The 25501-nt window shown below is 55.6% G+C and carries 24 protein-coding genes; 13 read left to right on the top strand and 11 right to left on the bottom strand.

What is annotated here, in order from left to right:
• Positions 1-27: 27 nt before the first annotated feature.
• Complete coding sequence (locus DM813_RS28135) at positions 28-738, bottom strand: hypothetical protein (protein WP_128326674.1); 711 nt, start codon at positions 736-738, stop codon at positions 28-30.
• A gap of 395 nt (positions 739-1133) precedes the next feature.
• Here DM813_RS28135 and DM813_RS28130 point away from each other — a divergent pair, with 395 nt between their 5' ends.
• Positions 1134-2720 (top strand): AAA family ATPase, encoded by a 1587-nt coding sequence (locus tag DM813_RS28130; RefSeq protein ID WP_164897310.1) that lies wholly within the window; start codon positions 1134-1136, stop codon positions 2718-2720.
• Complete coding sequence (locus tag DM813_RS28125) at positions 2717-3784, top strand: hypothetical protein (protein WP_128326672.1); 1068 nt, start codon at positions 2717-2719, stop codon at positions 3782-3784. The genes DM813_RS28130 and DM813_RS28125 overlap by 4 nt, the downstream gene beginning before the upstream one ends.
• Before the next feature lie 702 nt (positions 3785-4486).
• On the opposite strand, the gene DM813_RS29145 is transcribed toward DM813_RS28125, so the two are convergent.
• Positions 4487-4603: a LysR family transcriptional regulator gene (locus DM813_RS29145; protein ID WP_431312017.1), complete on the bottom strand. Its 117-nt coding sequence runs from the start codon at positions 4601-4603 to the stop codon at positions 4487-4489.
• Between the two features lie 678 nt (positions 4604-5281).
• Here DM813_RS29145 and DM813_RS28115 point away from each other — a divergent pair.
• Positions 5282-6001: a hypothetical protein gene (locus DM813_RS28115; protein WP_128326671.1), complete on the top strand. Its 720-nt coding sequence runs from the start codon at positions 5282-5284 to the stop codon at positions 5999-6001.
• Positions 6002-6074: 73 nt separating this feature from the next.
• On the opposite strand, the gene DM813_RS28110 is transcribed toward DM813_RS28115, so the two are convergent.
• Genes DM813_RS28110 through DM813_RS28100 form a run of 3 tightly spaced genes read right to left on the bottom strand, consistent with a single transcriptional unit; the run spans position 6075 to position 8182 of the window.
• On the bottom strand, positions 6075-6638 hold the full coding sequence (locus DM813_RS28110; RefSeq protein WP_128326670.1) for a carboxymuconolactone decarboxylase family protein: 564 nt from the start codon (positions 6636-6638) through the stop codon (positions 6075-6077).
• Between the two features lie 12 nt (positions 6639-6650).
• Complete coding sequence (locus DM813_RS28105; RefSeq protein ID WP_128326669.1) at positions 6651-7979, bottom strand: aspartate aminotransferase family protein; 1329 nt, start codon at positions 7977-7979, stop codon at positions 6651-6653.
• Complete coding sequence (locus DM813_RS28100) at positions 7976-8182, bottom strand: hypothetical protein (protein WP_128326668.1); 207 nt, start codon at positions 8180-8182, stop codon at positions 7976-7978. Before DM813_RS28100 ends, DM813_RS28105 begins: the two co-directional genes overlap by 4 nt.
• A gap of 159 nt (positions 8183-8341) precedes the next feature.
• Between DM813_RS28100 and DM813_RS28095 the strand changes: the two genes are divergently transcribed.
• The 7 genes from DM813_RS28095 to DM813_RS28065 all read left to right on the top strand — a co-directional run bounded on the left by DM813_RS28095 (position 8342) and on the right by DM813_RS28065 (position 15818).
• On the top strand, positions 8342-9247 hold the full coding sequence (locus DM813_RS28095) for a MurR/RpiR family transcriptional regulator (protein WP_128326667.1): 906 nt from the start codon (positions 8342-8344) through the stop codon (positions 9245-9247).
• A 316-nt stretch (positions 9248-9563) separates the two neighbouring features.
• A complete protein-coding gene (locus DM813_RS28090) occupies positions 9564-10460 on the top strand; it encodes a transporter substrate-binding domain-containing protein (RefSeq protein WP_128326666.1) in 897 nt (298 codons plus the stop codon).
• Positions 10461-10560: 100 nt separating this feature from the next.
• A complete protein-coding gene (locus tag DM813_RS28085; RefSeq protein WP_128326665.1) occupies positions 10561-11295 on the top strand; it encodes an amino acid ABC transporter permease in 735 nt (244 codons plus the stop codon).
• 1 nt (position 11296) lies between these two features.
• Positions 11297-11992 (top strand): amino acid ABC transporter permease, encoded by a 696-nt coding sequence (locus DM813_RS28080; RefSeq protein WP_128326664.1) that lies wholly within the window; start codon positions 11297-11299, stop codon positions 11990-11992.
• Between the two features lie 11 nt (positions 11993-12003).
• A complete protein-coding gene (locus tag DM813_RS28075) occupies positions 12004-12732 on the top strand; it encodes an amino acid ABC transporter ATP-binding protein (RefSeq protein WP_128326663.1) in 729 nt (242 codons plus the stop codon).
• A 271-nt stretch (positions 12733-13003) separates the two neighbouring features.
• Positions 13004-13183 carry a hypothetical protein gene (locus DM813_RS28070; RefSeq protein WP_128326662.1) on the top strand — a complete coding sequence of 60 codons (180 nt, stop codon included), beginning with the start codon at positions 13004-13006 and terminating at the stop codon, positions 13181-13183.
• A gap of 223 nt (positions 13184-13406) precedes the next feature.
• Positions 13407-15818 (top strand): TonB-dependent siderophore receptor, encoded by a 2412-nt coding sequence (locus DM813_RS28065; RefSeq protein WP_128326661.1) that lies wholly within the window; start codon positions 13407-13409, stop codon positions 15816-15818.
• 54 nt (positions 15819-15872) lie between these two features.
• Here DM813_RS28065 and DM813_RS28060 read toward each other — a convergent pair whose 3' ends face one another.
• From DM813_RS28060 to DM813_RS28050, 3 genes are read right to left on the bottom strand one after another with little or no spacing between them, the layout of a single operon-like run.
• Positions 15873-17192 (bottom strand): aspartate aminotransferase family protein, encoded by a 1320-nt coding sequence (locus tag DM813_RS28060; protein WP_128326660.1) that lies wholly within the window; start codon positions 17190-17192, stop codon positions 15873-15875.
• Positions 17189-18256, bottom strand: a complete 1068-nt coding sequence (locus DM813_RS28055; RefSeq protein WP_128326659.1) for a phosphotransferase — start codon at positions 18254-18256, stop codon at positions 17189-17191. The genes DM813_RS28060 and DM813_RS28055 overlap by 4 nt, the downstream gene beginning before the upstream one ends.
• A 58-nt stretch (positions 18257-18314) precedes the next feature.
• On the bottom strand, positions 18315-19346 hold the full coding sequence (locus DM813_RS28050) for an ABC transporter substrate-binding protein (protein WP_128326658.1): 1032 nt from the start codon (positions 19344-19346) through the stop codon (positions 18315-18317).
• Positions 19347-19529: 183 nt separating this feature from the next.
• On the opposite strand from DM813_RS28050, the gene DM813_RS28045 reads away from it, so the two are divergent.
• Complete coding sequence (locus DM813_RS28045; RefSeq protein WP_128326657.1) at positions 19530-20264, top strand: SDR family NAD(P)-dependent oxidoreductase; 735 nt, start codon at positions 19530-19532, stop codon at positions 20262-20264.
• Between the two features lie 42 nt (positions 20265-20306).
• A complete protein-coding gene (locus tag DM813_RS28040; RefSeq protein ID WP_128326656.1) occupies positions 20307-20981 on the top strand; it encodes a GntR family transcriptional regulator in 675 nt (224 codons plus the stop codon).
• A 10-nt stretch (positions 20982-20991) separates the two neighbouring features.
• Here DM813_RS28040 and DM813_RS28035 read toward each other — a convergent pair whose 3' ends face one another.
• Together DM813_RS28035 and DM813_RS28030 are read right to left on the bottom strand one after the other, a co-directional pair.
• Positions 20992-22314: an LLM class flavin-dependent oxidoreductase gene (locus DM813_RS28035; protein WP_128326655.1), complete on the bottom strand. Its 1323-nt coding sequence runs from the start codon at positions 22312-22314 to the stop codon at positions 20992-20994.
• An 18-nt stretch (positions 22315-22332) separates the two neighbouring features.
• A complete protein-coding gene (locus DM813_RS28030) occupies positions 22333-23256 on the bottom strand; it encodes an ABC transporter substrate-binding protein (protein ID WP_128326654.1) in 924 nt (307 codons plus the stop codon).
• Between the two features lie 307 nt (positions 23257-23563).
• On the opposite strand from DM813_RS28030, the gene DM813_RS28025 reads away from it, so the two are divergent.
• Entirely contained in the window at positions 23564-24802 is a 1239-nt protein-coding gene (locus tag DM813_RS28025; RefSeq protein WP_128326653.1) for an acyl-CoA dehydrogenase family protein, read from the top strand.
• 73 nt (positions 24803-24875) lie between these two features.
• Here DM813_RS28025 and DM813_RS28020 read toward each other — a convergent pair whose 3' ends face one another.
• Positions 24876-25484, bottom strand: coding sequence for a dTMP kinase (locus DM813_RS28020; RefSeq protein WP_128326652.1), 609 nt, complete (start codon positions 25482-25484; stop codon positions 24876-24878).
• Positions 25485-25501 lie beyond the last annotated feature (17 nt).

Raw genomic sequence — 25501 nt, 5'->3', positions numbered from 1 at the left:
AATCATTAGGCCAGTTCAATCCGGCACTCATATGAAATGATAGGCGTGGAGGAAAAATAGCGTTGGCCCCAAGAACAACACGTAAACCGCGACGCAGTTTCGAGCCCGACTTGTCGACCAGCCCAACAGATTTCTCGACAACTTCGATACCAACACCATCAGGAAAAGAAGCATTAGAGGGATGATCGAAAAGAACAAGACTTGAAACACCGCCATAATTACGCCAGTGATGCCGAACAAAAAGGCGAGAATCAAAGCAAACTGGTAGTCCTGCAAAACAAAGTGGCGCATCACCGGAACAGTCATTCGAACCTGGTCAACGACGACGGCCGGCAAAAACCCTAACCATTTGCAGAAAAGCACAATCAACGGCACGCAAAACAGAATCACAGCCATCGACATCATCTCCCCAAATTGGCCGCGCACGTCGATTCCAACCTTAATCGACATCCACAGAACCATGAACGCCACGGGATAGATAGATGCTGCCTGCTTCGACTCTTCTGGAACGATACTGAATAGCCCGATAGAAATGAGAGCCAATGCACCCATGATTTTCTGAAGGGATCTGAGCTCGCTTTTGCAGTCTGCGAATGCCCGCCACCGGAGAAAAAACAACCCAGCCGACGACAGCGTATTTAGCAGTTTCACGCCTTCGGGGGTTTTCCTGACGTTAGACTCAGCCCACGCGGTCATTGTTACGATCTGTACCACCAGCAGCAAAAAGCCTACCAACATAAATCCTTTCTCCTCCGTGATTTCATATCAGCGAGAACCATTTCTCAGCACTGTAACGGCGAGCATGGCCTGTCCTTGAGCCTCAGGAGGGGGACGGAGCTGTGGGAGGGTGGTGATGGAGAAGGAAGATTAGATTGATCAGCTCGAAAACGACAGTAAGCGGAGCGCGCAGGCCGCCCCGGCCGAAGACGTGCAGGATTGTAGTGGTCTAATGAAACCGGGGCGATTCAGTGCGGAGCTTTCGACAAGAAGATAGCCATCCGCTATCGTGGCGACATGGAGGTTGATCGCTGCCAGTGGTCGACTCGAACTCAACTGATATGCCGGGCTTTCGAATGAGAATTTGCTTCATATGGACATCACACTTCAAAAATCTGAACAATTTTGGAATCAATTTGTGCAATGATTTCAAATTCTCATACAGCCCCGACACTCACGAAGTCAGCAAAGTAACACAAACAGCTCTACCCTCAGAAATATTTGGCGAGAACATATTAGACATAACGGCCATACTGGGAATAAATGGCGCTGGCAAAACAAATGCATTGGAACTCATTTGCCTTGCTCTAAAGTCCAATGAGCGAATCGACACACCTTCAATTGTTGTCTACGAACTACATGGCGAGCTATTTTACATAAACAACACCAGCAACGAAATAACAACCAATTTTCCAGCTCAGCGAAGAGCCGACTTCAGAGATATTAAGGATCTCAATGTAATTTACTTTTCGAACGTGTTTGACGAAAATCAAATGGATCTCGGGAAGAATGTTCAAGACATATCCGCAAACTTTAAATACAGTCGAAGAGGCTTCGCGCTCGGAAGAGCCAGAGCTGAGGCTGATATTATCTATCAACTACAATTCATCTATTCCACTCAGTTCCCCAAGGTTAGAATCGAGACCCCGAGAAGAATTGAGATCAAGGTTGACAGGTCAATCCGCAGAACGAACAACGATCGAAATCATAAGTTAGTAGATTTCTATAAAAAAATCTCCGAACTACAAATTAGCATGCGAAGGCAGCGATTACCTGATAAAAACTTACAGCGTGCAGTGATTGCGATTCAGGGGCTGTTCTTGTATCAGCTATTGACTGAAAACATTGAGCGCGAAGAGTTTATTCACAACATTGACCAATCTTTGAACAAGCTTCAATCCGAGCCCATAGACTTCAGGGAGCCATTATTTGCCGCCAGACAATTCTTCAAAACACATGAAGAACTTGAATTGCATCATTCGAAACCGACCCTAACAAAACTTCTTGACGTCACCATTGAACTTGAGCACATATTGAGAGCAATGAACATCCGGTTGGATGAGTCGCTCAAGAGCAGCCGCTATTCCTTCACAATAGACTTCGATAAGGATGAGCCACTGCCTTACTTAGAGCTGGCCTGGATTATCGAACTAATCAGATCTGGATCTATCAACTGGACAAGCCTTAGTTCCGGCCAAAAAGCTTACCTGAATATGTTTAGTTCAATCTGGATCAGTCTTAGCAATACTGGAATATCCAAAAATAGTAATAGCGGGACGTTGCTATGCATTGACGAAGCGGATCTATACCTGCATCCCAAGTGGCAAACTGAGTTTATTGAGCGGCTGATCACATGCCTGCCAAGGCTTTCAGAGCAGAAATCGCAGATAGTAATTACTACTCATTCTCCAATTTTGGTAAGCGACTTGCCAAGCCAGTGTTTGATTGCACTACTACCTCAGTGTGGTGGCCCTAACGCTGTGCCGCCTAGCGAGGAATTGAAAACTTTCGGTGCAAACCTATTTGATATCTACGCTTCAACATTCGGCCTCAAAGGACAACGTAGCGGCAACATCTCTGCTAAATACATATCCAAAATACTTACCATACTTGATGCAGACGAAATTTCACCACTCGACTTGGACGCACTTCGACAAGCGGCATCAATCATTGACGATCAGCTGATCAAATCCCATATCATCAAAAGGATTTCCAGCAAGTGATCAGCATTCTAAAACATCTAGAAACCTTAACTGATAACGTAAGCTTCCTACTGAGCGAAACGGTTGAAGAGCTTTGGGAAGACTTGAATCCCCAAAACATTGACGGGTCGTATTCCGCTAGATCACTCATTGCCAGAGTTCATGCTTTGCGACCGGAGCTGGAAAAGGCTGACTATGTGGCTTTAGTTGGTGCAGAGATAGTAGCTCGCCAACTCACCTACATTGACTACATTTCCGACTCGAGCAACTTAAAGAAGATTATTACTGCCGCACCTCAACAGCTAGATGACATAATTGAGCATGCAAATACGATACTCAGACCTGGCGATCTATTTATCATCGAAAATGAGAAGATCCATCCCAAATCTTTCGGGCCACGCCTTCTCTCTCAGGTTTTCACGTACTCCAACTATCGAAGCAGTCATCAATGCATCAACCGATACAGAAAACTTGGCTTCGACGGATCTACATGCCCCTATTGTAATGAAGTAATCATGAGGATCGTTCGCGTGGAGGACGAGCATACGGTTGACGAGAAGATGCTGTTCGATATCGACCACTTTTACTCTAAGAGTCTCTATCCATATTTAGCGCTATCGTTTTATAACCACATTCCTTCATGTAAATCTTGCAACCAAGGCTTCAAAGGAACGAAAGAATTTACGCTAGCAACGCATATACATCCTTATAACCGGTGCTTTGATACTCTGTACAATTTTCAGCTGAACCATGGTGTCTTAAGAAATGAAGCACCAAATTTGTTGGGGATACGAAAAAAATCCATATTTGACGACAAACTTCTCACTGATCTAAAACTTGAATCGCGATATCGAGGAAATCTAGAGCCAGCACGAATTACAGATTTAATTGAAATCCTGGCCAATTATTCGCACCTTCTCAGAGGTGGAGTGACAAATGAGGATGAGCGCGCTCGCCTTAAACAAAGGCTTAAAGACTTCGGCATAATTGCTACCCAGCAACGGATACTAAAGAGGTGCTACAGCAAGCTCCAGCGAGATACGATCGCCATGTTCGATCCAGATAATGTTTTGCAGCTGCTTTAGCAGTGATCACGCAGTGTTTAGCAAATGAATATCTGAAACTCCACTGCCTAACGCTTGTGGATCACGTGGCTAGAATTCAGGGGGTTCGAACTACTCCCTCAAGTGCAGGATCTTTGCAGGAATCTTTGTCGTGCCTTTCATCCAGCTGTTCGAAGTAGTCCGGCAGGCCGTGCACGAGCTTCCCGCTGGCCAGATCATCGCGGACGTCCCAGATGGAACGGAAAGGATACCCCTCCCCTCTAAACACATTCGTGGGCGATCTCTCCGTGGTTCGTCGAAAGACTACCGGTGACTTTGATGCTGCTGAACTCAGAAGGCCCGGTGAAGCTCCAGACGCCAAACGGGTAATCTCGCTCCTTGATTACTAGGCCGTCATGTTCTCCAAGCTCCGAGGCGATTTCGGAGCTCTCCTGCGTTTCAGGTATTCCAAGCTTGCACACAATACCCTTCGATTGCCGACCATTTTCTTGGCTAACTGCGTCATCGCTATCTCGCTCCCCACCCGAATGTCCAGATCAATACCCTCTTGAGCTAGGTCAGATGATCGTGGATGTCCAACTTGGGGTACTTGATAGAGAGCGCTGAAAGCGCAGGTGCCAACTTCCTGTGCCCGAACCCTGGGCTGCTGATTATCCGCACCCTCCCAGTCGGCTCTCCCTGCCTGGCCCCGATCTCAACACCCAGAATAGACTGAGCCCGGGTTTAGATCCGCTCGCCGTCTTCTGTGATCGAGACCCGCCGAGTCGAGTGATGGAGAAGTTTCAGTTGCAGCATTGCATCAAGAATCTGGATGCGCTTGCTCACAAATGCTGAAGGCATTGAATTGGTTTAAGCGCAAGTGGCGCGCGCAGGCCGCCAAGGCGTGAAGGATAGAAGCCCGCAAAGGCCAAGACGGGCGGAAAGCGTGGAGGAGCTTTGCCCGGGTATGCCGAGCGCGAGGTCGCTGGCCTGCTTCCATGAACATAGATCGATGAACATTCAGCAATGCCATCGGCCATAGCGCTCCAGAAAGTCGGGTGCCGGCCAACTTATGAACAAATTACATCGCCCACTTGTTAAATCGTGTAGTTTACTGTCTGGCAGTCAGACACTGTCGATTATCACAAACTGCCCCGGATACTCTAGACACCTTGCAAGCTCTGAGGCCATGCGGCGTTGTGCGCTGTAGGGCATCTCGATGTAATCGAACACATCACTATGAGCATTTGCCCCTGTGGTGTAGATTTTCCGCTTGATCCGTTCCCGTCTCTGAAGCTGGAAAAAGCTTTCGGCCACGGCGTTGTCATGACAGTTGCTGTAGCGCTTTATCCAGGCATAAAGGCTATGCGTCGACACGTCGACCAAGAGAACATTTGTACTCCATTGGGTTTTCTGCTCGCCAGGCCCTTCAACACGCTATTGCGAACCGAGCCGCCGCCATATCTTGTGAGCCTGTATGACGTGCGGGTAACGCGATAAGATAGCCATGCGCCATCATTGTTGTGTTAAGGATCTGTTTTGAAAATACAAAAAGGAATTACCTGGCTCCTGATCAGCACCCTTGCAGGCTGTTCGTTTATGTATCCGCATGCGGATCTCCCTCCCGAGAAAGCTGCGAACGAAATCATCAAGGCTGTTTCCCCACAAACCCACGTGCTGATCTCCCCTCCCGGACTGGGTATCTCTGCAACGGTTTTTGACAAGGTTGCCCGCAACGACATCATTGGGGACTTAGAGCGTTATTGCGCCAATACAGGCGGTTACGTCATTCCTTACCAAGCTGAAGAGGACTCATTCTTCAGTAATAGTAAGGGCTTCGTTTGCCAATCCAGATCTCAAAAATTACTCACCTTTATTTTCTCAGTCCGAGGAGTCAATCTGTTCGTTCTGGAGCGACGCTCGGCGAATGACACCTCTTTTGATCAATCTGTAATCGACTTTGGCTACCTGTCACCTCAGCAACGCGCACAACTCATCCGCCAGGCACGCGAAAAGGCAGATGCGGATCGCCGAGAGCTACAACGCATCGCTTCTAACAGGACCAAATATGTGGGTGATCGCGTTTGTCAGGATCAAGGAGGCATTCGATACCAAGGCACTGTTGAACAGGTTGCTGGCGACAAGGTCAAGGTGTTCGTAGAACGCGCTTCTTTGATAAACGCCCCAGGCCTTAGACCTGGTGGCTTTCAGCAGCAGTATTACTGGGTAAATTATTGGGACGTCTTTGGCTGCGAGTAAAGATGCCATTGCCGTCAAAAACCAAAGGGAGCAGAGATCAAAAAGTCACACCCCCTCCCCCGAGGAAAACGCTTTAGGGTTCAGCGAAAGGAAGCGGGAGCTCAGCCCCCCGGCGCACCATGAAGACGTTCAGGGTCATGGCGACCAGCGCGTAGTAACCGAAGACGCCAATCAGTTCGACAGTCGCAGCCTCGCCGAAAGCGTTGATCGCCTGCTCATACAGCTCGGAATCCACACGGCGCGAGATGTAGAGCGATGAGCCAATGCAGTAGACGAGACGTTCATCCTCGCGAATAAACTGCGGTTCTTTCCCGGTTCTCAATGCCTCGATGATTTCATCGGAGACACCAGCATTGCGCGCAATGGGTTCATGAATCTGCCATTCCGCCTGGGACTGCCACCAGGTAGCCGTGAACAGAATCGCGAGCTCGGTGAGACGCAGTTCCAGCTGCGTTCCGTATCGGCAGAATGCACCCAGGCGCTGGGCATGATTTGCCAGTTCAGGGCTGTGAATCCAGGCCAGGAAAGGTCCATCGAGATTGCCCCGCGGGCCACTGAGTATCTCGTTGAGTACTTCCTGCTGTGGGACGCTCATCTGTTCCCGGTCGAGTTCGGTAAGACGTGAAGTGATTTTCATACCCAAGCCTCCTTAAAGAGAGCGCAACACGGTGTGGATGGCGTCGTCCAGCTTCTGCACCAACTCATCCAGGTGGTGGTCTTCCAGAATGAAGGGTGGCGCCAACAGGATGTGGTCGCCCACGCGGCCATCTACGGTGCCGCCCATCGGGTAGCACATCAGTCCGTGCTCCATGGCTGCTTTCTTGATTTTGGCGTTGACCTTCAATGCCGGGTCGAAGGGCGCTTTGGTCTCACGATCTGCCACCAGTTCAAAGCCCTGGAACAGGCCTCGACCGCGAATGTCTCCTACATTCGGATGGCCCGCAAAGCGATCGAGCAAACGCTTGCTCAGCCCGTCGCCCTGCTCTCTTACGCGTGCCAGCAACTGTTTCTTCTCGACCACGGTTTGCACGGCAAGTGCTGCGGCGCACGCTGTCGCGTGACCAATGTAGGTGTGTCCGTGCTGGAAGAAGCCGGAGCCCTGCGCAATCGCATTACGGATTCGCTCACTCACCAAGGTGGCACCTATGGGTTGGTAACCTGCACCCAGTCCCTTCGCGACAGTGATCAGGTCGGCACTGATGCCTTCCTGCTCAGCGGCGAACAGCGTCCCGGTACGGCCCATGCCGCACATTACTTCGTCAAGAATGAGCAGGACGCCGTGGCGGTCGCACACCTCACGGATGCGTTTGAAGTAGCCGGTTACTGCCGGAACGGCGCCCAAGGTGGCGCCAACCACTGGCTCGGCAATGAAGGCCATGACGTTTTCAGCGCCCAGGCGCTGAATCTCCGCGTCAAGCTCTTCAGCCAGGCGAATGGCGAACTGCTCAGGCGTTTCACCTGGACGTTGTTCACGATAGGCGTAGCACGGGCTGACATGGCTGACATCAATCAGCAACGGCTGAAATTGCTGGCGACGCCACGCGTTGCCACCTGCTGCCAACGCGCCCAAGGTGTTGCCGTGATAGCTCTGGCGTCGGGCAATTACATGCTTGCGTTGAGGTTGACCGATCTCGACAAAGTACTGGCGAGCCAATTTCAGTGCCGCTTCTACCGCCTCTGAACCGCCGGAGACAAAGTACACAGAGTCAAGTCCCGCCGGCGCACGCTTGACCAGAAAGTCGGCCAGCGCCTCCATGGGCTCGGTGGTGAAGAACGAGGTGTGCGCATAGGCCACTTTACCCACCTGTTCGCGAATTGCTTCGATGACATCAGGGTCGCTATGACCCAGGCAGGAAACGGCGGCGCCACCGCTAGCGTCAAGGTAGCGATGACCTTGGCTGTCGATGAGGTAAGGGCCATCACCCTTGACCGCGGTTGGATAGCGCTGGGTAAGGCTGCGATGGAATACGTGGCTCATGGTATCTCCGGGCTGCTTGGCAGGCTTTTTTTGCAAAGAATAATTGCATCAAAAATAAATGCAATGATTATTTGCTTGGTAAGGCAGAGGGGATAGCGCGGGATGAAAAAGGACTTTTTAGCCGTTACGGCAAGGAAATTCGGGTATCTATGGCGCTTTTCGGAGCGATGGTTGAGCTTTTGAGTTGCAAACAAACGTTGCATTTGCAATAAACCCGAAACGAAATTGCAAAAAAGCAATCGTTTCTTGCACGCTTGGCGTGGCGGTTTGGAAATAGCTGGGTAGTATAAGGTCATCAATCGACCGCGCAGCCTGCTGCGCGCTCTTAAATAGAACACGAACATCGTGATATGGATGCTGCAATGGCCATTCCTGTTGAATCCGCACCGGACACGGTCGCCGGCTTGAAGCTCCTGCTTGAGTCCATCGAAAAGCGAGAGACTGACATATCGCTTGGCAGCAGTTCCCGTCGGGTGCTGACTGCGCTGATCGAGTCCCCTCAGCGGGCGGCTGTATCTTCGATAAGTGAGTTGTCCGATCAGCTTGGGGTGAACGCTTCTACCTTTTCCAGGCTGGCGCAACGTCTGGGCTACAGTGGGTTCAGCAAGTTTCAGGACGTCTTTCGTCGCGAGCTGACCGAGGGGCGGCACTTCTATAGTGACCAGGCTAGCCGGTTGTTGGTGCGCGCCGACAACAGCGACACCATCAGCCAGCTAACCCGGTTGGGGCGTCAGGAAAGTGCGAACATTGCCAGCATGATCGAGCAAGTCGACCCGCAGATTTTTGAAGCCGCTGTCGACCTTCTCTCGAACGCCAAGCGCGTTCGCATCCACGGGATGCGGCAGTTCAACTCGCTCGCATTGTTCATGGCATACGGGCTGGGAATGCTCCGCCCGGATGTTGCCCCACTGGACTCAAGCCGACAGGGCGTTGCCGATGCGCTCGCGCAGCTGGAAGAAAATGATGTCCTGGTCGTCGCCAGCTGCTTCCCCTATACCCCGAGCGTAATCGCCACTGCGGAGGTAGCAGCCAAGCATGGAATCCGCATCATTGCGCTGACTGACTCTGCCAGCTCACCCTTGGCGAAAGTGGCACAGCACAGCTTTTACGTACCTAATCAAAGCCTGTTCTTCAGTAACAGCATGTGCGCATTCATGCTGCTGGCGCAAGGCATGCTCAGTGCTGTAGCGGGACGATTGGGAGAGGTTTCGGTCTCTGCCTTGAAGTACCGGGAAGCACTGATAGCCGAGCTGAACACGTCACTTTGATCGCGAAATGCACCTTGCTTCATGCAGGGCGGGTGCATTTGCAATGCAGCCTGTCCTGAATTTTCCATCGTAAACCCCGCCCGGCTGTTCCTCGGCAACCTATAAAAAGCTATGTAAAACAACGACTTCTTTCTTTTTAGCTTCCACAGTTGGAGGTTTTCATACGCGCACAAGCCGCAACAAAAGATTGCAAATGGTCAAGATGCATGCAAATCTTCGCATCAGCTGGACCAATAAAATAAAAAAACCTGCAAATGCAAAGAATTACTGCCTTCAACCAAGCACATTCGCCCATAAAACAACAAGGGAACGTCTTATGAAGAGCCTCTACATCGCCCTCGGTCTCACCTTCGCTACAGCAATCACCAACGTTCAAGCAGCCGACCCGCTGACCGGCACCCTCCAGAAAATCCAACAATCGGGTGTGATTACCGTTGGCCACCGTGAGTCCTCGATGCCCTTCTCGTACTACGACGATCAGCAGAAGCCCGTAGGCTACTCGATGGATCTGTGTGCCCAGGTGGTCGAAAAGATCAAAACTGCTGTGGGCAAAGCCGAGCTGAAGGTGCGCTACCAGCCGGTAAACTCGTCCAACCGCATCGCGTTGGTCAAGAACGGCACTGTCGATCTTGAGTGTGGTTCAACTGCGAACTACCTGGAACGCCACAAGGAAGTCGCGTTTTCCTATTCGACCTTCTGGGTCTCGAAGCGACTCATCAGCAAATCCAGCAGCCCCTACAACACCATCAATGATCTGGCGGGTCAGTCGGTTGTTGTGACTCAGGGCACGGATACGGCACTGCTGATTCGCAAGGTTAACGATGAGCGAAAACTCGGCCTGCGCATTCAGTCGGGCAAAGACCATGCAGAGTCGCTGTTGATGGTCCAGACCGGTCGTGCGGCCGCGTTCATGGAAGATGACATCCTGGTGTCCAGTCTTCGTGCCAAGGAGCGCGACCCTTCTCAGCTCAAGTTGCTGGACGATACCTTCGGTGGTGACCCATACGCATTGATGTTTCGCAAGGATGACCCGCAGTTCAAACAGCTGGTCGACGACACGCTGGCCGAGCTCATGAGCAGCGGGAAGGCTTCCGAACTCTACACGAAATGGTTCCTGGGGCCGATTCCGCCACAGGACATCACGATCAACTTCGCCATGCCAGCCAAGCTGAAAGAGCTGTTCGAGCAGCCATCAGACCAAGCGTCGAGCTGACCCAGGTACCCGTGCTGGGCAGCCAGCTCAGCCTATTAAACCGAGTGAGTAATGCATGGATCGTCCAGGGTTCAGGACGCCCCATGCGTGGGAGTTCGTAATGTCCCTTGATCTGAATATTTTTTTCGAAGCGTCGCCTGATCCGGGTGTCACCTATGCCGGCATGCTGTTGTCAGGCCTGGCGTGGACGGTAGCACTTGCACTGCTCGCGTGGGTGTTGGCATTGATCGTTGGTACAGCGGTCGGTGTCGCGCGGACGTTGCCGTTCAAATGGCTTGTAATGCTGGGCAACGCGTATGTGGAGGTTTTCCGCAACATTCCGCTGCTGGTGCAGTTGTTTCTCTGGTATTTCGTGCTCCCGGAAATACTGCCTGCCGCCATCGGCAACTGGATCAAATCCTTCGACGCACCGTGGGGGCCGTTCTTCACGGCGCTGGTGGGGCTTGGTCTGTTCACTTCGGCGCGTATTGCCGAGCAAGTGCGCGCGGGGATCAACTCGCTAGCCAAGGGGCAGCGCAACGCCGGGTTGGCGGTGGGCATGACCCTCGGTCAAACCTATCGGTATGTACTGCTGCCAATGGCTGCGCGGCGGATCATCCCGCCCCTCACCAGTGAGTTCATGACCATTTTCAAGAACTCGTCGGTGGCGTTGACCATCGGTGTCATCGAGCTGACCGCTCAGGCCCAACAGATGAATGAGTTCACCTTCCGCACCTACGAGGCATTGGGTGCCGCCACGGTCATCTACATCATCGTTGCCCTCACCGTGAACCAGCTCATGGCGCTTATCGAGCGCAAGAGCTATATCCCTGGCCTGATCAAGCAGGAGCGCTGAAATGATGAATCTTGACTACAGCGTTCTGCTGCGTGCGCTGCCGTACCTGGGCGAAGGCTTGCTCTTTTCGCTGCAAATCACCTTGGTCGCCATGGCAGGTGGCATTGTCTTCGGCACGTTGTTGGCGCTGGCACGCCTTAGCCGTTACAAAAAGTTGGCGACTGTTGCCGCCGGCTACGTGAATTTGATGCGTTCGATTCCACTTATCCTGGCGATTTTCTGGATTTTCTTTCTCATCCCGGAAATCGTTGCCTGGCTCATTGGCGCCGATCACCCGGTTCAGATCGGTACTACCCGCACCGCATTCATCGCATTCACGCTGTTTGAAGCGGCCTATTTCTGTGAGGTGATCCGCGCCGGGATCCTGGCTGTCCCGCGCGGCCAGGAAGGCGCTGGCCAGGCACTTGGGTTCACCTACGCGCAGAACATGCGCTATGTGGTGCTGCCACAGGCATTCAGGGCAATGATTCCAGTGCTCCTGACACAGACCATCATTCTCTTCCAGGACACCTCCCTGCTGTACGTGATTTCTGCCACGGACTTCCTCGGTGCGGCCTCGAAGGTCGCCCAGCGCGATGGTCGCCTGGTGGAGTTCTACACCTTCGCGGCACTCGTCTACTTTGCCATCTGTTTCACGCTGTCAAAAGTCGTAAAGCGCTACCAGGCGCGTTTGAACAAAAACGTAGCGCACGCTTAAGGAGACTCTCCGTGATCAAAATCGACAATGTTTCCAAACACTATGGCCCTTTTCAGGTGCTGAAGAATTGCTCTACCGAAGTGAAAAAGGGAGAGGTCGTTGTGGTCTGTGGGCCTTCAGGGTCCGGCAAGTCCACGCTCATCAAGTGTGTCAATGCGCTTGAGCCGTTCCAGCAGGGTTCGATCACCGTCAGCGGCGTTTCGGTGGGCGATAAAAAAACCAACCTGCCCAAGCTTCGCGCTCAGGTCGGCATGGTGTTCCAGCATTTCGAACTCTTCCCTCACATGAGCCTGACCGAAAACCTGGCGATCGCCCAGATCAAGGTACTTGGCCGCCGCCGTGAAGAGGCCATGGACAAAGGGATGAAGCTGCTGGAGCGCGTTGGCCTGAAGGCGCACGCACACAAGTATCCAGGGCAGCTCTCCGGCGGCCAGCAACAGCGTGTAGCCATTGCCCGGGCCTTGGCAATGGACCCGATCTGCATGCTGTTTGACGAGCCCACCTCTGCACTCGACCCCGAGATGATCAACGAAGTCCTGGACGTGATGGTCGAACTCGCACAAGAAGGCATGACCATGATGTGCGTGACGCATGAAATGGGCTTCGCCAAAAAGGTCGCCAATCGGGTCATCTTCATGGACCAGGGAGAGATCATCGAGGACCGTGAGAAGCATGCGTTCTTCGAGACGCCAGCGTCTGACCGTGCGCAGCAGTTCCTTTCGAAAATCCTCACCCATTGATTCCCGGAGGGAGGAGCTGTGTGCTCCTCCCCAATTGCCAGTTTTGTGTTCTTCCACGACCTCAAGCACAGCAGAACAATCGATCAGGAGACTGAGTCCCACATGCTTGAAGTGGGTGGACTGACGGCAACAACGGTCGGTAAATGGCTGGTAGGGGGCTTCAGGCTGCAATGATTGTTGTGGGGAGCGTTGCCTTTGAACACGCCCTGCTCCCCAAGCGGCCAATGAGCCTGTACGCTGACAGCTTTTGTCGTTCACCGCCGGAAACTCCATGAACAAACTGATCCTTCCTGTCGCCATCTTCTTTAGCGTGATCATTGCGGGGAAAATTTCCGAGCACTTCGGCGTACAGGGCAGCTGGAAGGTCGGCTTGCTTTGCCTCGTGGCCGCCGCCGTTCAGATCGCGATAAGTCGTTACCAGCGCGCGCAGAAGCAAAAAGCCCAAGGTTGATAAGCCTCCCACCTTTACCTGGTTTTCACCGCTAGCAGGACAGCGTCCAGCCCCTGTCACGCGCCCTCGGTGCGTGCGCACTCGTCTGCAAAATCGAAAATCATCGGTTGACAACTGCAAGTGAAAGCAAAGAACATCGCCACGCCTTCGATGCGAAGGATTCCCATTATCAAGTCGATTCCTATTGGGCCCTTCGCGTATTCCATCGCACAGGAGTCAATGGATGTTCGCTTGTTTTGTTTCCCCCGCCATCAGCATTCGCCAGGCAGCACTGGCGTTGAGCCTTTCAGGCTCGCTGCTGGCCGCTGCCAATGCCTGGGCCGCACCTGTCAGCTACAGCATTTCTGCAGGGCCTTTGGCGACTGTCATGAACAAGTTCGCCACCGCCAGCGGAGTGATTGTCAACTTCAGCCATGAGGAAATGGCCGGCCTGCACAGCGAGGGTCTGCGGGGCAATTACGAGCTGGAACAGGGATTCGCCCATTTGCTGCAAGGCAGCGGCCTGCAAGTGCAGCAGGCGGGAGACAAGCGCTTCGTGTTGGTTCGACCCAGCCAGGATGGCACGATGGAGCTCACGGCAACGACCGTCTCCAGCGTGGGGCTGGGTGCCACCACCGAAGGTACCGGAAGTTACACTACGGGTTCGGCCAATACCGCGACCGGACTACGCCTTTCGGCACGCGAGACACCGCAGTCGATCAGCGTAGTAACCCGCCAGCAGATTGAAGACCAGAACCTGAACGATGTAGCCCAGGTGCTTGAGCAGACCCCTGGCGTGGTCGTCGACAGCATGGGGCCAGCCGGCAGCGACGCCAACCATATCTACGTACGTGGCTTCGAGGTTGGCAGCATTCAGGTTGACGGCATCAACCGGCCCGACACCTATGGCTTTCGCGACGACCTGGCCGATATGGTGTCCTATGACCGGGTCGAAGTGGTACGCGGGGCCACGGGGCTGATGTCGGGCACAGGCGATCCCGGCGCGACCGTTAACCTTATTCGCAAGAAACCGACACTCGAAACACAACGCAAGCTGACCCTCAAAGCCGGTTCGTGGGACAACTACCGCACCGAACTGGACGTCTCCGGCAAATTGTCGGAAAGCGGCAATGTACGTGGGCGTTTCGTCGCGTCGAACACCGACAGTCAGAGCTATATCGATCGCCAGTCCCTCGAAAAGCAGGCGGCGTATGGGGTGCTGGAATGGGATATTACCGACAGCACGATGCTGACCGTGGGCGCGGAGTATCAGGAGATGGACAGCGACGGGGCAGGCAATCACGGCTTCCCGATGTTCAATACCGATGGCAGCCACTTCAGCCCTTCCCGCTCGTTCAATTCAGCTTCGGACTGGAGCTATCACAAGCGTCGAACCAAGTCCCTGTTCACCACCCTGGATCACGACCTGGACAATGGCTGGCACCTGAAATTCAACGCTGAGCACAATCGCCGAAGTTATGATGATGCCTTTGCCACTGCCGCCAGCGGCACCGTCAATCCCGATGGCAGCGGCATTGGTACCTGGACCGGACGCTGGGCAGGCGAGCCCCGGCAGACCTCGTTTGACTTCTCGGCTTCCGGCCCATTCGAGCTGTTTGCCCGCGAGCATCAGGCTTACCTGGGTGCCAGTCACTACAAAGCCTACTACCGTAACGACGGTTACCCGCTCTGGTCATTCCAGGACATTGACAACATCTACACCTGGGACGGCTCGCTGGCGATCCCCGATGCCATCCATACCAAGTCGTCGGAGGATGCGCTGGATGAAACTCAGGACGGCCTGGTGGCTTCGGTACGCTGGAGCTTGGCCGACGATCTGTCGCTGATCACCGGGGCGCGGGTGATTGACTGGAAACGTGACGAAGCCTCTACGAGCTTGTCAACCGGCGATACCAGCCGAACCTCACGCAGCGAAACCGGGGTTGTCACGCCCTACTTCGGACTGGTTTATGACCTCAATGAAAACTGGTCGGCTTATGCCAGCTACACCACGATCTTCAAGCCCCAGAGCAACAAGGATGTAAGCGGTAGCTACCTGGATCCAGAAGAAGGCGTGAACTACGAGCTGGGTCTGAAAAGTGAGTTCTGGGACAAGCGTCTGACCACTGCGTTGAGTGTCTTCGAGGTGCGCCAGGACAACCTCGCGGTCGCCGACGGCAGTAACCTGGCGCCCGACGGCAACCAGGCCTACCGCGCCGAGTCCGGTACCAAAACCCGTGGTTTCGAAATGGAAATGGCGGGCGAGATCTTGCCCGACTGGCAAGTCTCCGCCAGCTACACCTACGCCGTACTCAAGGATGCCGACAATGACCGCCTGCTCACCGAAGTCCCCCGTGACACCTTCAAACTGTTCACCAGCTATCGCCTTCAGTCCCTGCCGCAGCTGAAAGTGGGTGGTGGCGTGCGCTGGCAGGGTACCGAATACTACAAAGGCGCAGGGCCCAACGACGAGACGTTCACCCAAGACCCTTACAGCGTGGTCGACCTGATGGCGCAATACGCGTTTACGCCGCAAACCAGCGTCTCGCTGAACCTCAATAACGTCTTTGACAAGACCTATTATACAGCGATTGGCTCACGTGGCTGGTACGGCTCGCCGCGAAGCGCGACGGCCACGCTGGTCTACGCGTTTTAGCCCGGTGCTTTGAAACCGATGGCTTCCACCTGTGGGAGCCATCCACACATGTTGTCAATAAACCCCTTGCAGGGCGACATCCACCGCCTCGATAAGCATCTTCGCGTGCTCTTGCGTAAACGCCAATAGCGGCCGAATCTTCAGCACGTTTTCAAGCGGGCCGGCAGCACTGATCAGCACGCCCTGCTCCCGCATCAAGTTGACGACCTTGCGCGCGTCCCCGGCTGCAGGGTTCTTGGTAGCACGGTCAGTAACGAGCTCAACACCGAGGAACATGCCCGCCCCCCGGACGTCACCGATCATTTCATGGCGCTGCGCAAGCGCTGTCAGGCCGGCCAGCAGATAACCGCCAATGTCATGCGAGCGCTGCTGCAGCTGTTCTTCCTGGATGACGTCAAGCACCGCCTGGCCTGCTGCACATGAGACCGGGTTGCCGCCAAAGGTATTGAAGTAGCGCATGTTCTTGCCGAAGTGATCGACTACGTCGGCGCGTCCAACAATACCGGCAATGGGCTGGCCATTACCCATGGGCTTACCCAGCGTGACTATGTCCGGGCGCACGTTATGCCGGGTAAAACCCCACATGTTCAGACCAGTACGCGCAAAGCCTGACTGCACCTCATCGGCGATGTACAGCATGCCTTCTGCCTGGGCCAACGCAACGCCCTCAGCGAGGAAGCCTTCCGGCCCGGGCAGCACGCCGTCGCTGGAGAAGATGCCATCCAGCAAAATGGCCGCGGGGCGGATGCCGTGCGCTTTCAGGTCATCGATTGCAGCACGTACGTCGGCGGCGAAGGTCGACGCCACGTTTTCAGCCCCCAGTCGGTAAGCGTCAGGGGCGCGAACGGTACGCACATGTGCCGGTAGTACGATGCCGGGACCGAGCGATGGCGACAGCTCGGCGATGTCGCCTGTTACGCCGTGGTAGGCAAACCGGGTGATGATGACGCCGGTACCGCCGGTGTACTGCTTGGCGATCCTCAGCGCGAGGTCATTCGCTTCACTGCCGGTACAGGTGAACATGACCCGATCCAGGTTAGCCGGGAATGTGTCCAGCAACTGCTCGGCATAGTCGAGAATGCCCTCCTGCAGGTAGCGGGTGTGCGTGTTCAACTGCTGCGACTGCCGATACATGGCCTCCACCACGCGGGGATGGCAGTGCCCGATGGACGCGACGTTGTTGTAGGCATCCAGAAAACGACGGCCCTGCTCATCGAAAAGCCATACGCCCTCCCCTCGAACGGTATGCAACGGTCGCTCGTAGAAAAGACGGTAGGCCGGGCCCAGTAGACGCTCGCGGCGCTCGATCAGGCGTCGTTCCGCTTCCGAAAGCCGGCTTGCGTCGTCTGACGTGAATCCGTTGACCATGCTCATGCTTTGACCTCGCGCAGGCACGCTGAAGAAATTCGATCTTCCATTTCAGATCGGGACAGGGACGCCATCGCATTCAGGTTTGCCCACGCACGCTGGGCGTTTCGAAGGATGTACTCACGGTTCTCAGGATGGAGCTCGGCGCGCCATGAGTTGATGCATAGGGCCAAGGCCAACCGCGTGGCCAGCAGCTCTGGCAGCAGCGCCAGTTCTTCAGGCGTCAGCGGATTGTGCTGGTGGTAAGCGCCAATCACATCCAGTGCTGGCTCCAGCACTTCACCGACAGGCCCAAGGTGATATGAAGCTGCAACCGCGACTTCGTTAACAAGGGGGGCGTACACCATGTCACCGAAATCAAGAATGCTGCGCAACACATCAGGACGTGCGGCCTCCACGATAATGTTGTGCGGGTTTGTGTCGTTGTGAATGACCTGCTTTCGAAGCCCCGGTATCCGGGACAAGACAACGGCTTCGTAACGGTCCAGCGTGTGCTCGACAAGGCTTCGCCCCTGCCCTGACTCGATGTGAGTCAGCAGCGGTCGAAGGTGCGCAGCATGCTGCATGTCCCAGAGCAGCGCGTGCCCGGCAGCAGGATGCGTGAAGCCTTCCAGCGCTACGTCGAGCCGGGCAATGGACTGCCCGATTACCCGGCGAAAAGCCGTTGTGGCGCGACCTACCCTGTGAAGGGGCATGCCTTCTGCAAACGACATGAGTCGCGCCAGCATGTGCTGACCATCAATCTCGACCAGGGTGGCGTACTGGCCTGCAAGCGACGGATGCACGCGTTGAACCGGAAGTTCGGGATCGCGAAGCTCGATTCTTCGCATCGCCTGGTTGTGGAAGTCGACCACATCGGGGTTTTCGAGCGGATGGGAAAGCTTGAACAAACGAGACGCCCCGTCCTCAAGAATTACGCGGAAATTGAGGTCGCGTTCTCCGCCAAGTTTTTCGAGCGTGCCGCTTAAACCAAAGTGCTGCTGGAGCACAGCGCACGCTTGTATATCAGTGACCAGGGCTGGGGCAGCTTCCAGCAAGCTGTCATCAACCGCTAAATTTTCAAGGGGCATTGGCTCATGTCCTCATCCGGCTTGCTAATGGCGCCCCTGTTTTCAGGGGCGCCATACTTCACTTGTTAACCCAGGCGTTGAAACGCTCCTCCAGGTCCTCACCATGATCGATCCAGAACTCGGCGTCGGTAGCCCGGGCGTTTTTCAGATTTTCCGGTGCGGTGGGGAGTTTCGCGCCAACGTGCTTGTCAACCAGGCTCATTGCGTTGGAATTGCTGGGCCCATAGGGAATGGCTTCAACGAAGTTCTTCTGTTGCACAGGCTCGCTGGCGAACGCGATAAAACGTTCTGCCAGTTCCTTTTTCGGAGAGCCTTTCACGATCGCCCAGTGGTCCAGGTCGTAAAGGCTGCCATTCCATTGCATTGCAAATGACTGGCCCTCCTCCTGGGCAGAGGTGACACGACCGTTGTAGGCGGAGGTCATGACCACGTCACCGGCTACCAGCCATTGCAGCGGCTGCGCGCCGGAATCCCACCACTGGATGTTGGGCTTGATCTCGTCGAGCTTTTTGAACGCACGTTGAATACCCGCTTCAGTACCGAGCAGCGTGTAGACGTCCTGCTTGTTGACACCGTCTGCCAGCAGCGCGAACTCCAGGGTGAATTTCGCGCCGCGACGCAGGCCGCGCTTACCGGGATATTTCTTCATGTCCCAAAAGTCTGCCCAGCCCTGCGGGCTATCAGCGAGCTTCTTGGGATCATAGGTCAGCACAGTCGACCAGATGAAAATGCCGACGCCACAGTCACTGACTGCGGCAGGAAGGAAATCTTCCTTCTTCCCGATCCGGCTCCAGTCCAGGGGTTCGAACAACCCTTCGCTGCAACCACGGATGAGCTCGGGGGACTCGACCTCGACAACATCCCAACTGGTTTTGCCGGTGTCGGCCATCACCTTGATCTTGGCCATTTCGCCATTGTAGTCATCCGCCGTAATGGTAGTGGCGCTCTCGGCGGTGAAGGGTTTGTAGAACGCTTTTTCCTGGGCCTGGCGATTGTTCCCGCCAAAGGACACCACGGTCAGCTTTTCAGCGGCGTTCAGCGGGCCTGCAAGTGTTCCAAGCAAAAGTACAGCTGCGATTTTCTTATTCATGCGTCTCTCCAGGTCAGCTACGTGGGGTGGGCAGCTTTAAAGGGATGGCAGTTTTCTTGTAGTGGCAGCAATCGATCGAAGGTGACGCTTCCCCGGTGGGGACAAAATCCATTAAAACACATTAAAAATATGATGCATCATATTTTGATCTACACTTGCCCTCACCAACGAAGGGATCCTGTCATGACCGATCAACGTACTTTGCTGCTCACCGGTGCCAGCCGGGGCATTGGCCACGCCACCGTGAAACACTTCAGCGCCGCGGGTTGGCGCGTCTTTACGGCTTCGCGGCAGGACCTGGGCGAAGGCTGCCCATGGGCCGAAGGGCTGGCCAACCACATTCACCTCGACCTCGGCAACATCGAGGATGTACAGCGCAGGCTTCCGGAAATCCGGGAGAAACTCGGTGGCCGGCTGGATGCGCTGGTCAACAACGCCGGGATTTCACCAAAAGGCGTGGATGGCGCGCGACTGGGGGTTCTGGAGTCTGACTACTCGACCTGGCTGAACGTTTTCAACGTCAACATCTTCTCGACAGCCCTGCTGGCCCAAGGGCTTTTCGAAGAACTCAAAGCGGCAAAAGGCTCGGTTATTAACGTCACCTCCATCGCAGGGTCACGCGTTCACCCGTTTGCAGGTGTTGCCTACGCCTGTTCGAAAGCAGCGCTATCGGCCCTTACACGCGAGATGGCGCATGACTTCGGGCCACATGGCGTTCGCGTAAACGCGATCGCGCCCGGGGAAATCGATACCGCCATCCTGTCCGCCGGCACCGAGCTGATCGTTGAGCGATCGATCCCGATGAAACGCCTGGGCAAACCCGAGGAAGTCGCCGCACTGGTGCATTTTCTCTGCTCGCACGGCGCTTCGTATGTCAATGGCGCAGAAATCCACGTAAACGGTGGGCAACATGTTTGAGTTACTCGATAATCGCAGCCGGTAGCCTCACACGAGTACGCGATGAATTACCCTATTGAGAACCTGAAACACGCCTATCTTGGCAGCGGCATCTATGGCTTGCTCCGGGAAGCGTTGATCACCGGTCGCTTCCACCCTAACGACCGGCTACGCATACGCGACCTGGCCGAACAACTGGGTACGAGTGTTACGCCGGTACGCGACGCCATTCTTCAGTTGGCCAAGGAGCAGGCGCTAGTTCTCAAGACACCGAGAGACATTCGCGTCCCGGTCCTGACCTCCAAGCAGTACCTGGAGATCAGGAGCATCCGCCTTGAGCTCGAAGGACTGGCAGCCGAGACTGCGGCGTCGTTAGCGACCCCGCAGCACTTGATGCGCCTGGAAGCCTGCATTGAAAACAACCTCGCCGCGATCAAAGACAATGACCTGGCCTCTGCCTTGACCTTCAACCACCAGTTTCACTTCGCGTTGACGGAAATCGCTGACATGCCGGTACTGTCCAACCTGTTGGACGGCTTGTGGATGCGTACCGGGCCGCTCATTGCCCGCGCTTATGGCAGTTTCAACGAGCGCATGGCGATCGACCACCACTGGGATGTACTCGACGCCCTGAAGAAACGCGATGGCGCGCTAGCGCGCAAGGCGATCTGCAGTGACATCCTTGATGGCAGCCAGAAAATGCTGGAGTACGTTCAACTGGAACATGATTGCTCGTGACCGGCGACGGTCAGCCAGCAAACGCCTTCAACCCCAGATGACCGCGCAACGTTGAATGTTCATACGCCGTGCGCAAGTAACCGCGACGTTGCAAAATCGGCACGACCGATTCGGTGAACTCCGTGAATGTTCCGGGCAGGTGCGCCGGCGAAACCACATAACCGTCGCAAGCGCCCTGCTCCAGCCAGTCGATCAGTTGCTGCGCCACGCTGTCTGCAGTGCCCGCCAATTGCGGCACACGGATGCTCGAGGCCATGATCGCGCCGTATTCACCCAGGGTCATGTCGCGCTCCAGGCGCAGCTTTTGCGCTATCACGTCCGGTGTGGCGGAGTGCTTGGCGATATCAAGCAGGCGAATGTCCAACGGAAACTGGGTGAAGTCGAAGTTCGACTGGGTCGACAAGGTGATGATCCCCAGCTCCGGGTTAGCCAGGGCATTGTGCTCATCACGCTTTTTGATCGCCTCAGCTTCAGTGCCGCCAATGAATGGCATGACCGCCGTGAGGATCTTGCATTCCTCCGGGTTACGGCCAAACGCGCGCATTTGCTGGTGGATATCCTGGCGGAACTCGAGCATGCGCTCCACCCGGCTGTTAATGCTGAAAATCACCTCCGCCCAACGCGCACCGAACTGCCGGCCACGGCCCGAAGCCCCGGCTTGAATCAGTACTGGCTGGCCCTGCGGCACACGCGGAATGTTCAGCGGCCCCTCGCATTCAAAGTATGTACCCTGGTGCTTGAACGCATCGATCCTGGCGGGATCGGCAAGGATGCCCCTGACCTTGTCCAGCACCAGCGCGTCAGGTCCCCAGCTGTTCCACAGCTTTAGCACCAGCTCGACAAACTCGTCGGCACGGGCATAACGCAGGTCATGGGGCAAGTGCTGCGCATGGCCAAACAGCCGCGCTTCGCTGTCGTTCATCGAAGTGACGATGTTCCATGCGCTGCGGCCCTTGGACATATGGTCCAGGGAGGCTATCGCCCGCGCCACATGGGGCGGCTGGTAATACGTGGTAGAGCGCGTCAGCCCCAGGCCGATACGCTTGGTGTGCCCGGCCAGCAAGCTAAGGATCGGCAACGGGTCCAGCCGCGCGGCATCTTGCGCGCCCAGTTCGAACGAACGCGCGCGCGATTCTCCCGCCTGATCGCCGACAGCCAGGCGATCGGCGAAAAACAGCAGATCAAAGCAGCCGTCTTCGAGCGTTTTGGCTACTTCGATGTAGTAATCGGGGTCGAGAAAGTGGCTGTGGGTCAGCGGGTGTCGCCATACCGCGTGGCTGTGTACCACAGGGCCGGAAAGCATGAATCCGGCCAATGCCATTTGCTTGGGCATGATGCTTCTCCTTGGCGGTCAGAGTGTGCGATCAAACAAGGGCGCGACGTCGTAGCGCTGCTTGAGCATCTGTGCGTCGTATAAAAAATCAGCCGTGGCCTGCGCCTCACTGACAATCGTCGGCGAGATCGGCAACACCTTGATGGCGTCGCGCTTGAACCACACTTTGGCGATCTCCGGGGACGACTGATTTGCCTTGGCCCACGCCTCGGCATATTCGTCGATATGACTGTTGCTCCAGGTCCGTGCGCGGGTCAGGCGTTCGACAAAGTCTTTGATGGCAGCACCTTTTTGCGCCAGGGCCGGCTCATAGGCGACCACATAAGTCGGTGCGCTCATCAGCCCCTTGGCATTTCGGATCAGCGTGCTGCCCTCTTTCTCCTGCAACGACACATAGGGCTCCCAGGTGCCAAAGGCGTCGATGTCGCCCTGGCTCAAGGCCATGCTCGCCTCGGCGGGCAGCAGGAATTTGAACTTGACGCTGTCGCGTGCGACCCCGGCTTCATCCAGGGCCTTGTACATCAGCTGCTGGCTCCACGAGCCATTCCAGATCGCGACCGTTTTGCCTTTGAGGTCAGCCACCGAATGAATGCCCTTACGGGCGACAATGCCTACGCCGTCAAGGCTGGTCTGCGTACTGGCCACCACCTTTACCGGTGCGCCATTGGCCGCCAGGCTGATCACCGGTGTGTCACCCACCACACCAATATCCAGTGCACCGCTGGACACGGCCGAGGCCACTGGCGACCCCGTATTGAAACGTTTGAAATCAATGCGATACGGCAAGTCCTTCAACTCGCCGGAAAGCTCCAGAACAATGCGGTTGGAAAAGAACTGGTCGCCTACGGTCAGCGTCAGTGGCTGAGCAGCGAGTGCCGGAGCGCCCTGCAGCGCCAGCGAGGCCAGGCCCAACAGGGTTAAAAGCTTTCGACGAATGATCATTAACGATACCCACAGAGTTAATGGCTAACTCGACCATCTGTGGGCATGCAGTCTGGCGTTGAGCGAAGAGATTGTTATCGGTCGCCAAGCGTGGCGTGCTTAAAAGCTAACGCAATAAAAGCGCAACCAGCAATACTTTTAAGGAATAGCAATAGAACATTGCAGCAGTTCGATAGCTGTTTTTCGTATTAAAAATTTTTCCGACCCTGGGTTAGGGTTACATCACCAGACCACTGGGCCAGAACGTCTACATCAATCATTACAGCGCCAGCGCCTCTCACGGCGCACGCCCAGCAAGGTCGATTGCATGCCTAATCCTGAGTTGAATATCTGGGGTGTAGCCCCGACGGCCCGTTACGAACAACTGGCCGCCCCCTTTCGCCCGCTTTTTGCGCAAATCGCCGCACAGGCCGCCGAGGCTGACCGCTCACGCAGCAGCCTTGCCGATGTCATCCAGCAATTGAACGCACTGGGGTTGCTGCGTTGGCGCCTGCCAGCGGCGTATGGTGGCCACGACGCGACGCTGGTTGAACTGCTGACCTTGCTGGCAGAGTTGTCGGCGGCGGACTCAAACATTACCCAGGCACTGCGTGGGCATTTCGGTTTCTGCGAAGACGTGCTCACTTCGAAGAACGCGGCCTGGCAGGTGAAGTGGCTGGACAAGCTCAGCCAGGGCGCCCTGCTCTCGCCAGGCATTACCGAGGTAGGCAACCAGACCCGAGGCGAATTTGAAACGCGCATCTATCGCGACGAGGACGGCGCGCTGCGTATCAGCGGCAGAAAGTTCTACACCACGGGCGCGCTTTACAGCGACCTGATCAACATCACCGGCACCGGTGAAGACGGCACGCTGTACACCACAGTGGTCGATCTTAAAACCGCCGGCGTACAGCTCCTGGATGACTGGGATGGTTTCGGCCAGCGACTGACTGCAAGCGGCACCTGCATCTTCGATAACGCATTGGTGGAAGATGACCTGCGCCCCACTGACCAGCGTTTTGCCTATGGGCAGTCGTTCTTTCAGCTGTATCACCTCAGCACGCTAGCGGGTATCGCCCGCCGCGCGGCCCTGAGCGGCGCCGATGAACTCGGCAAGCGCGCCAGGACGTTCTCTACCGGCAATGCCGATGTCGCCGCTCAGGATGTGCAGCTGCTGCAAGTGATTGGCGAGGTCGCCAGCCAGGCCTACGCCGCGCAGGCCATTGCCCAGCAAGCTGCGCAGCGTTTGGAGCGCACGGCGCAGTATGTGATAAGTCATGAACGGCCCCTGAACGATGACGACTTACAGGTCGCCCAAGCCGAGCTTGAGGTTTGCCTGGCGGTCAACCCCGTCGTCGATGCGACACTCGCCGCCACCACCGCACTGTTTGATGCCCTGGGCGCCAGCGCCACGGCCAGCAACAAGGCGCTCGATCGACTGTGGCGCAATGCACGCACACTGGCCAATCACAACCCTCGGGTGTACAAGTCGCGCATTGTCGGCAATTACCTGGTCAACGGCCTGCTGCCGCCGGCGCAGTGGCGGGTAGGCGTGGTCAAATGCTGAACCGCGTAGACCTTTTTTAGCTCCCCAGGCAAGTGTGCGCAGCGATCAGTGCATCACTGATCGCTGCGAGACGTCAAAGCACGCCATAGATCTCGGCCACCACCTGCATCGTCGCCGCTTCAATCGTTCCCTCATTCCGGCACAGCACCCAACCGTGATCCGCACTTGCTCGTTCGAACGCCTGGGTACTGGCGACATGCTCTTCCAGCTTGTGCATCACCGTACTGCTCAGCCCACGCGTTCGCGCAGCCGCCCTCGCCCATGAAACCTCAGGGTCAGTGACAACCCCGACATGCAGGTCGGGCACCCGCACGTTCCGGTCGATGTTCAACTGCAGAATCTCTGCAAACGGCAGCAAGTGGCGAAACGCGGCCTCGGACGGGTACCAGCGGTCGATCAGGATGATGCTGCCGGCTGGCTGCTTAGGCAGTACATGATGGGAAATCCACGCGCGGCTGTCCGCGAAACGCTGACACACCCCCAGTTCCAGCTCACGGCTGGGGTTTCTGACGAACTGGTTAACGAGCGCCATTGTTTCAGCCCGGTGGGGATCGCTTTTTCGCTCGCAAAGCCGGATCACCTTCTTGTTGTCTGCCCGCAGTGCTTTCGTAACGGCTTCCAACAGTGTGGTTTTGCCGGTCCCCTTGGGCCCATCCAGTGACACAAACAGCGAGCGATTCATTCTTCACATAACGCAGG

Origin of the sequence: Pseudomonas alkylphenolica, from assembly GCF_004025535.1 — a bacterium.
Classification (GTDB): Bacteria; Pseudomonadota; Gammaproteobacteria; order Pseudomonadales; family Pseudomonadaceae; genus Aquipseudomonas; species Aquipseudomonas alkylphenolica_A.
Note: the sequence above shows the minus strand (reverse complement) of the source record. Positions and strands in the feature narration are given on the sequence as shown.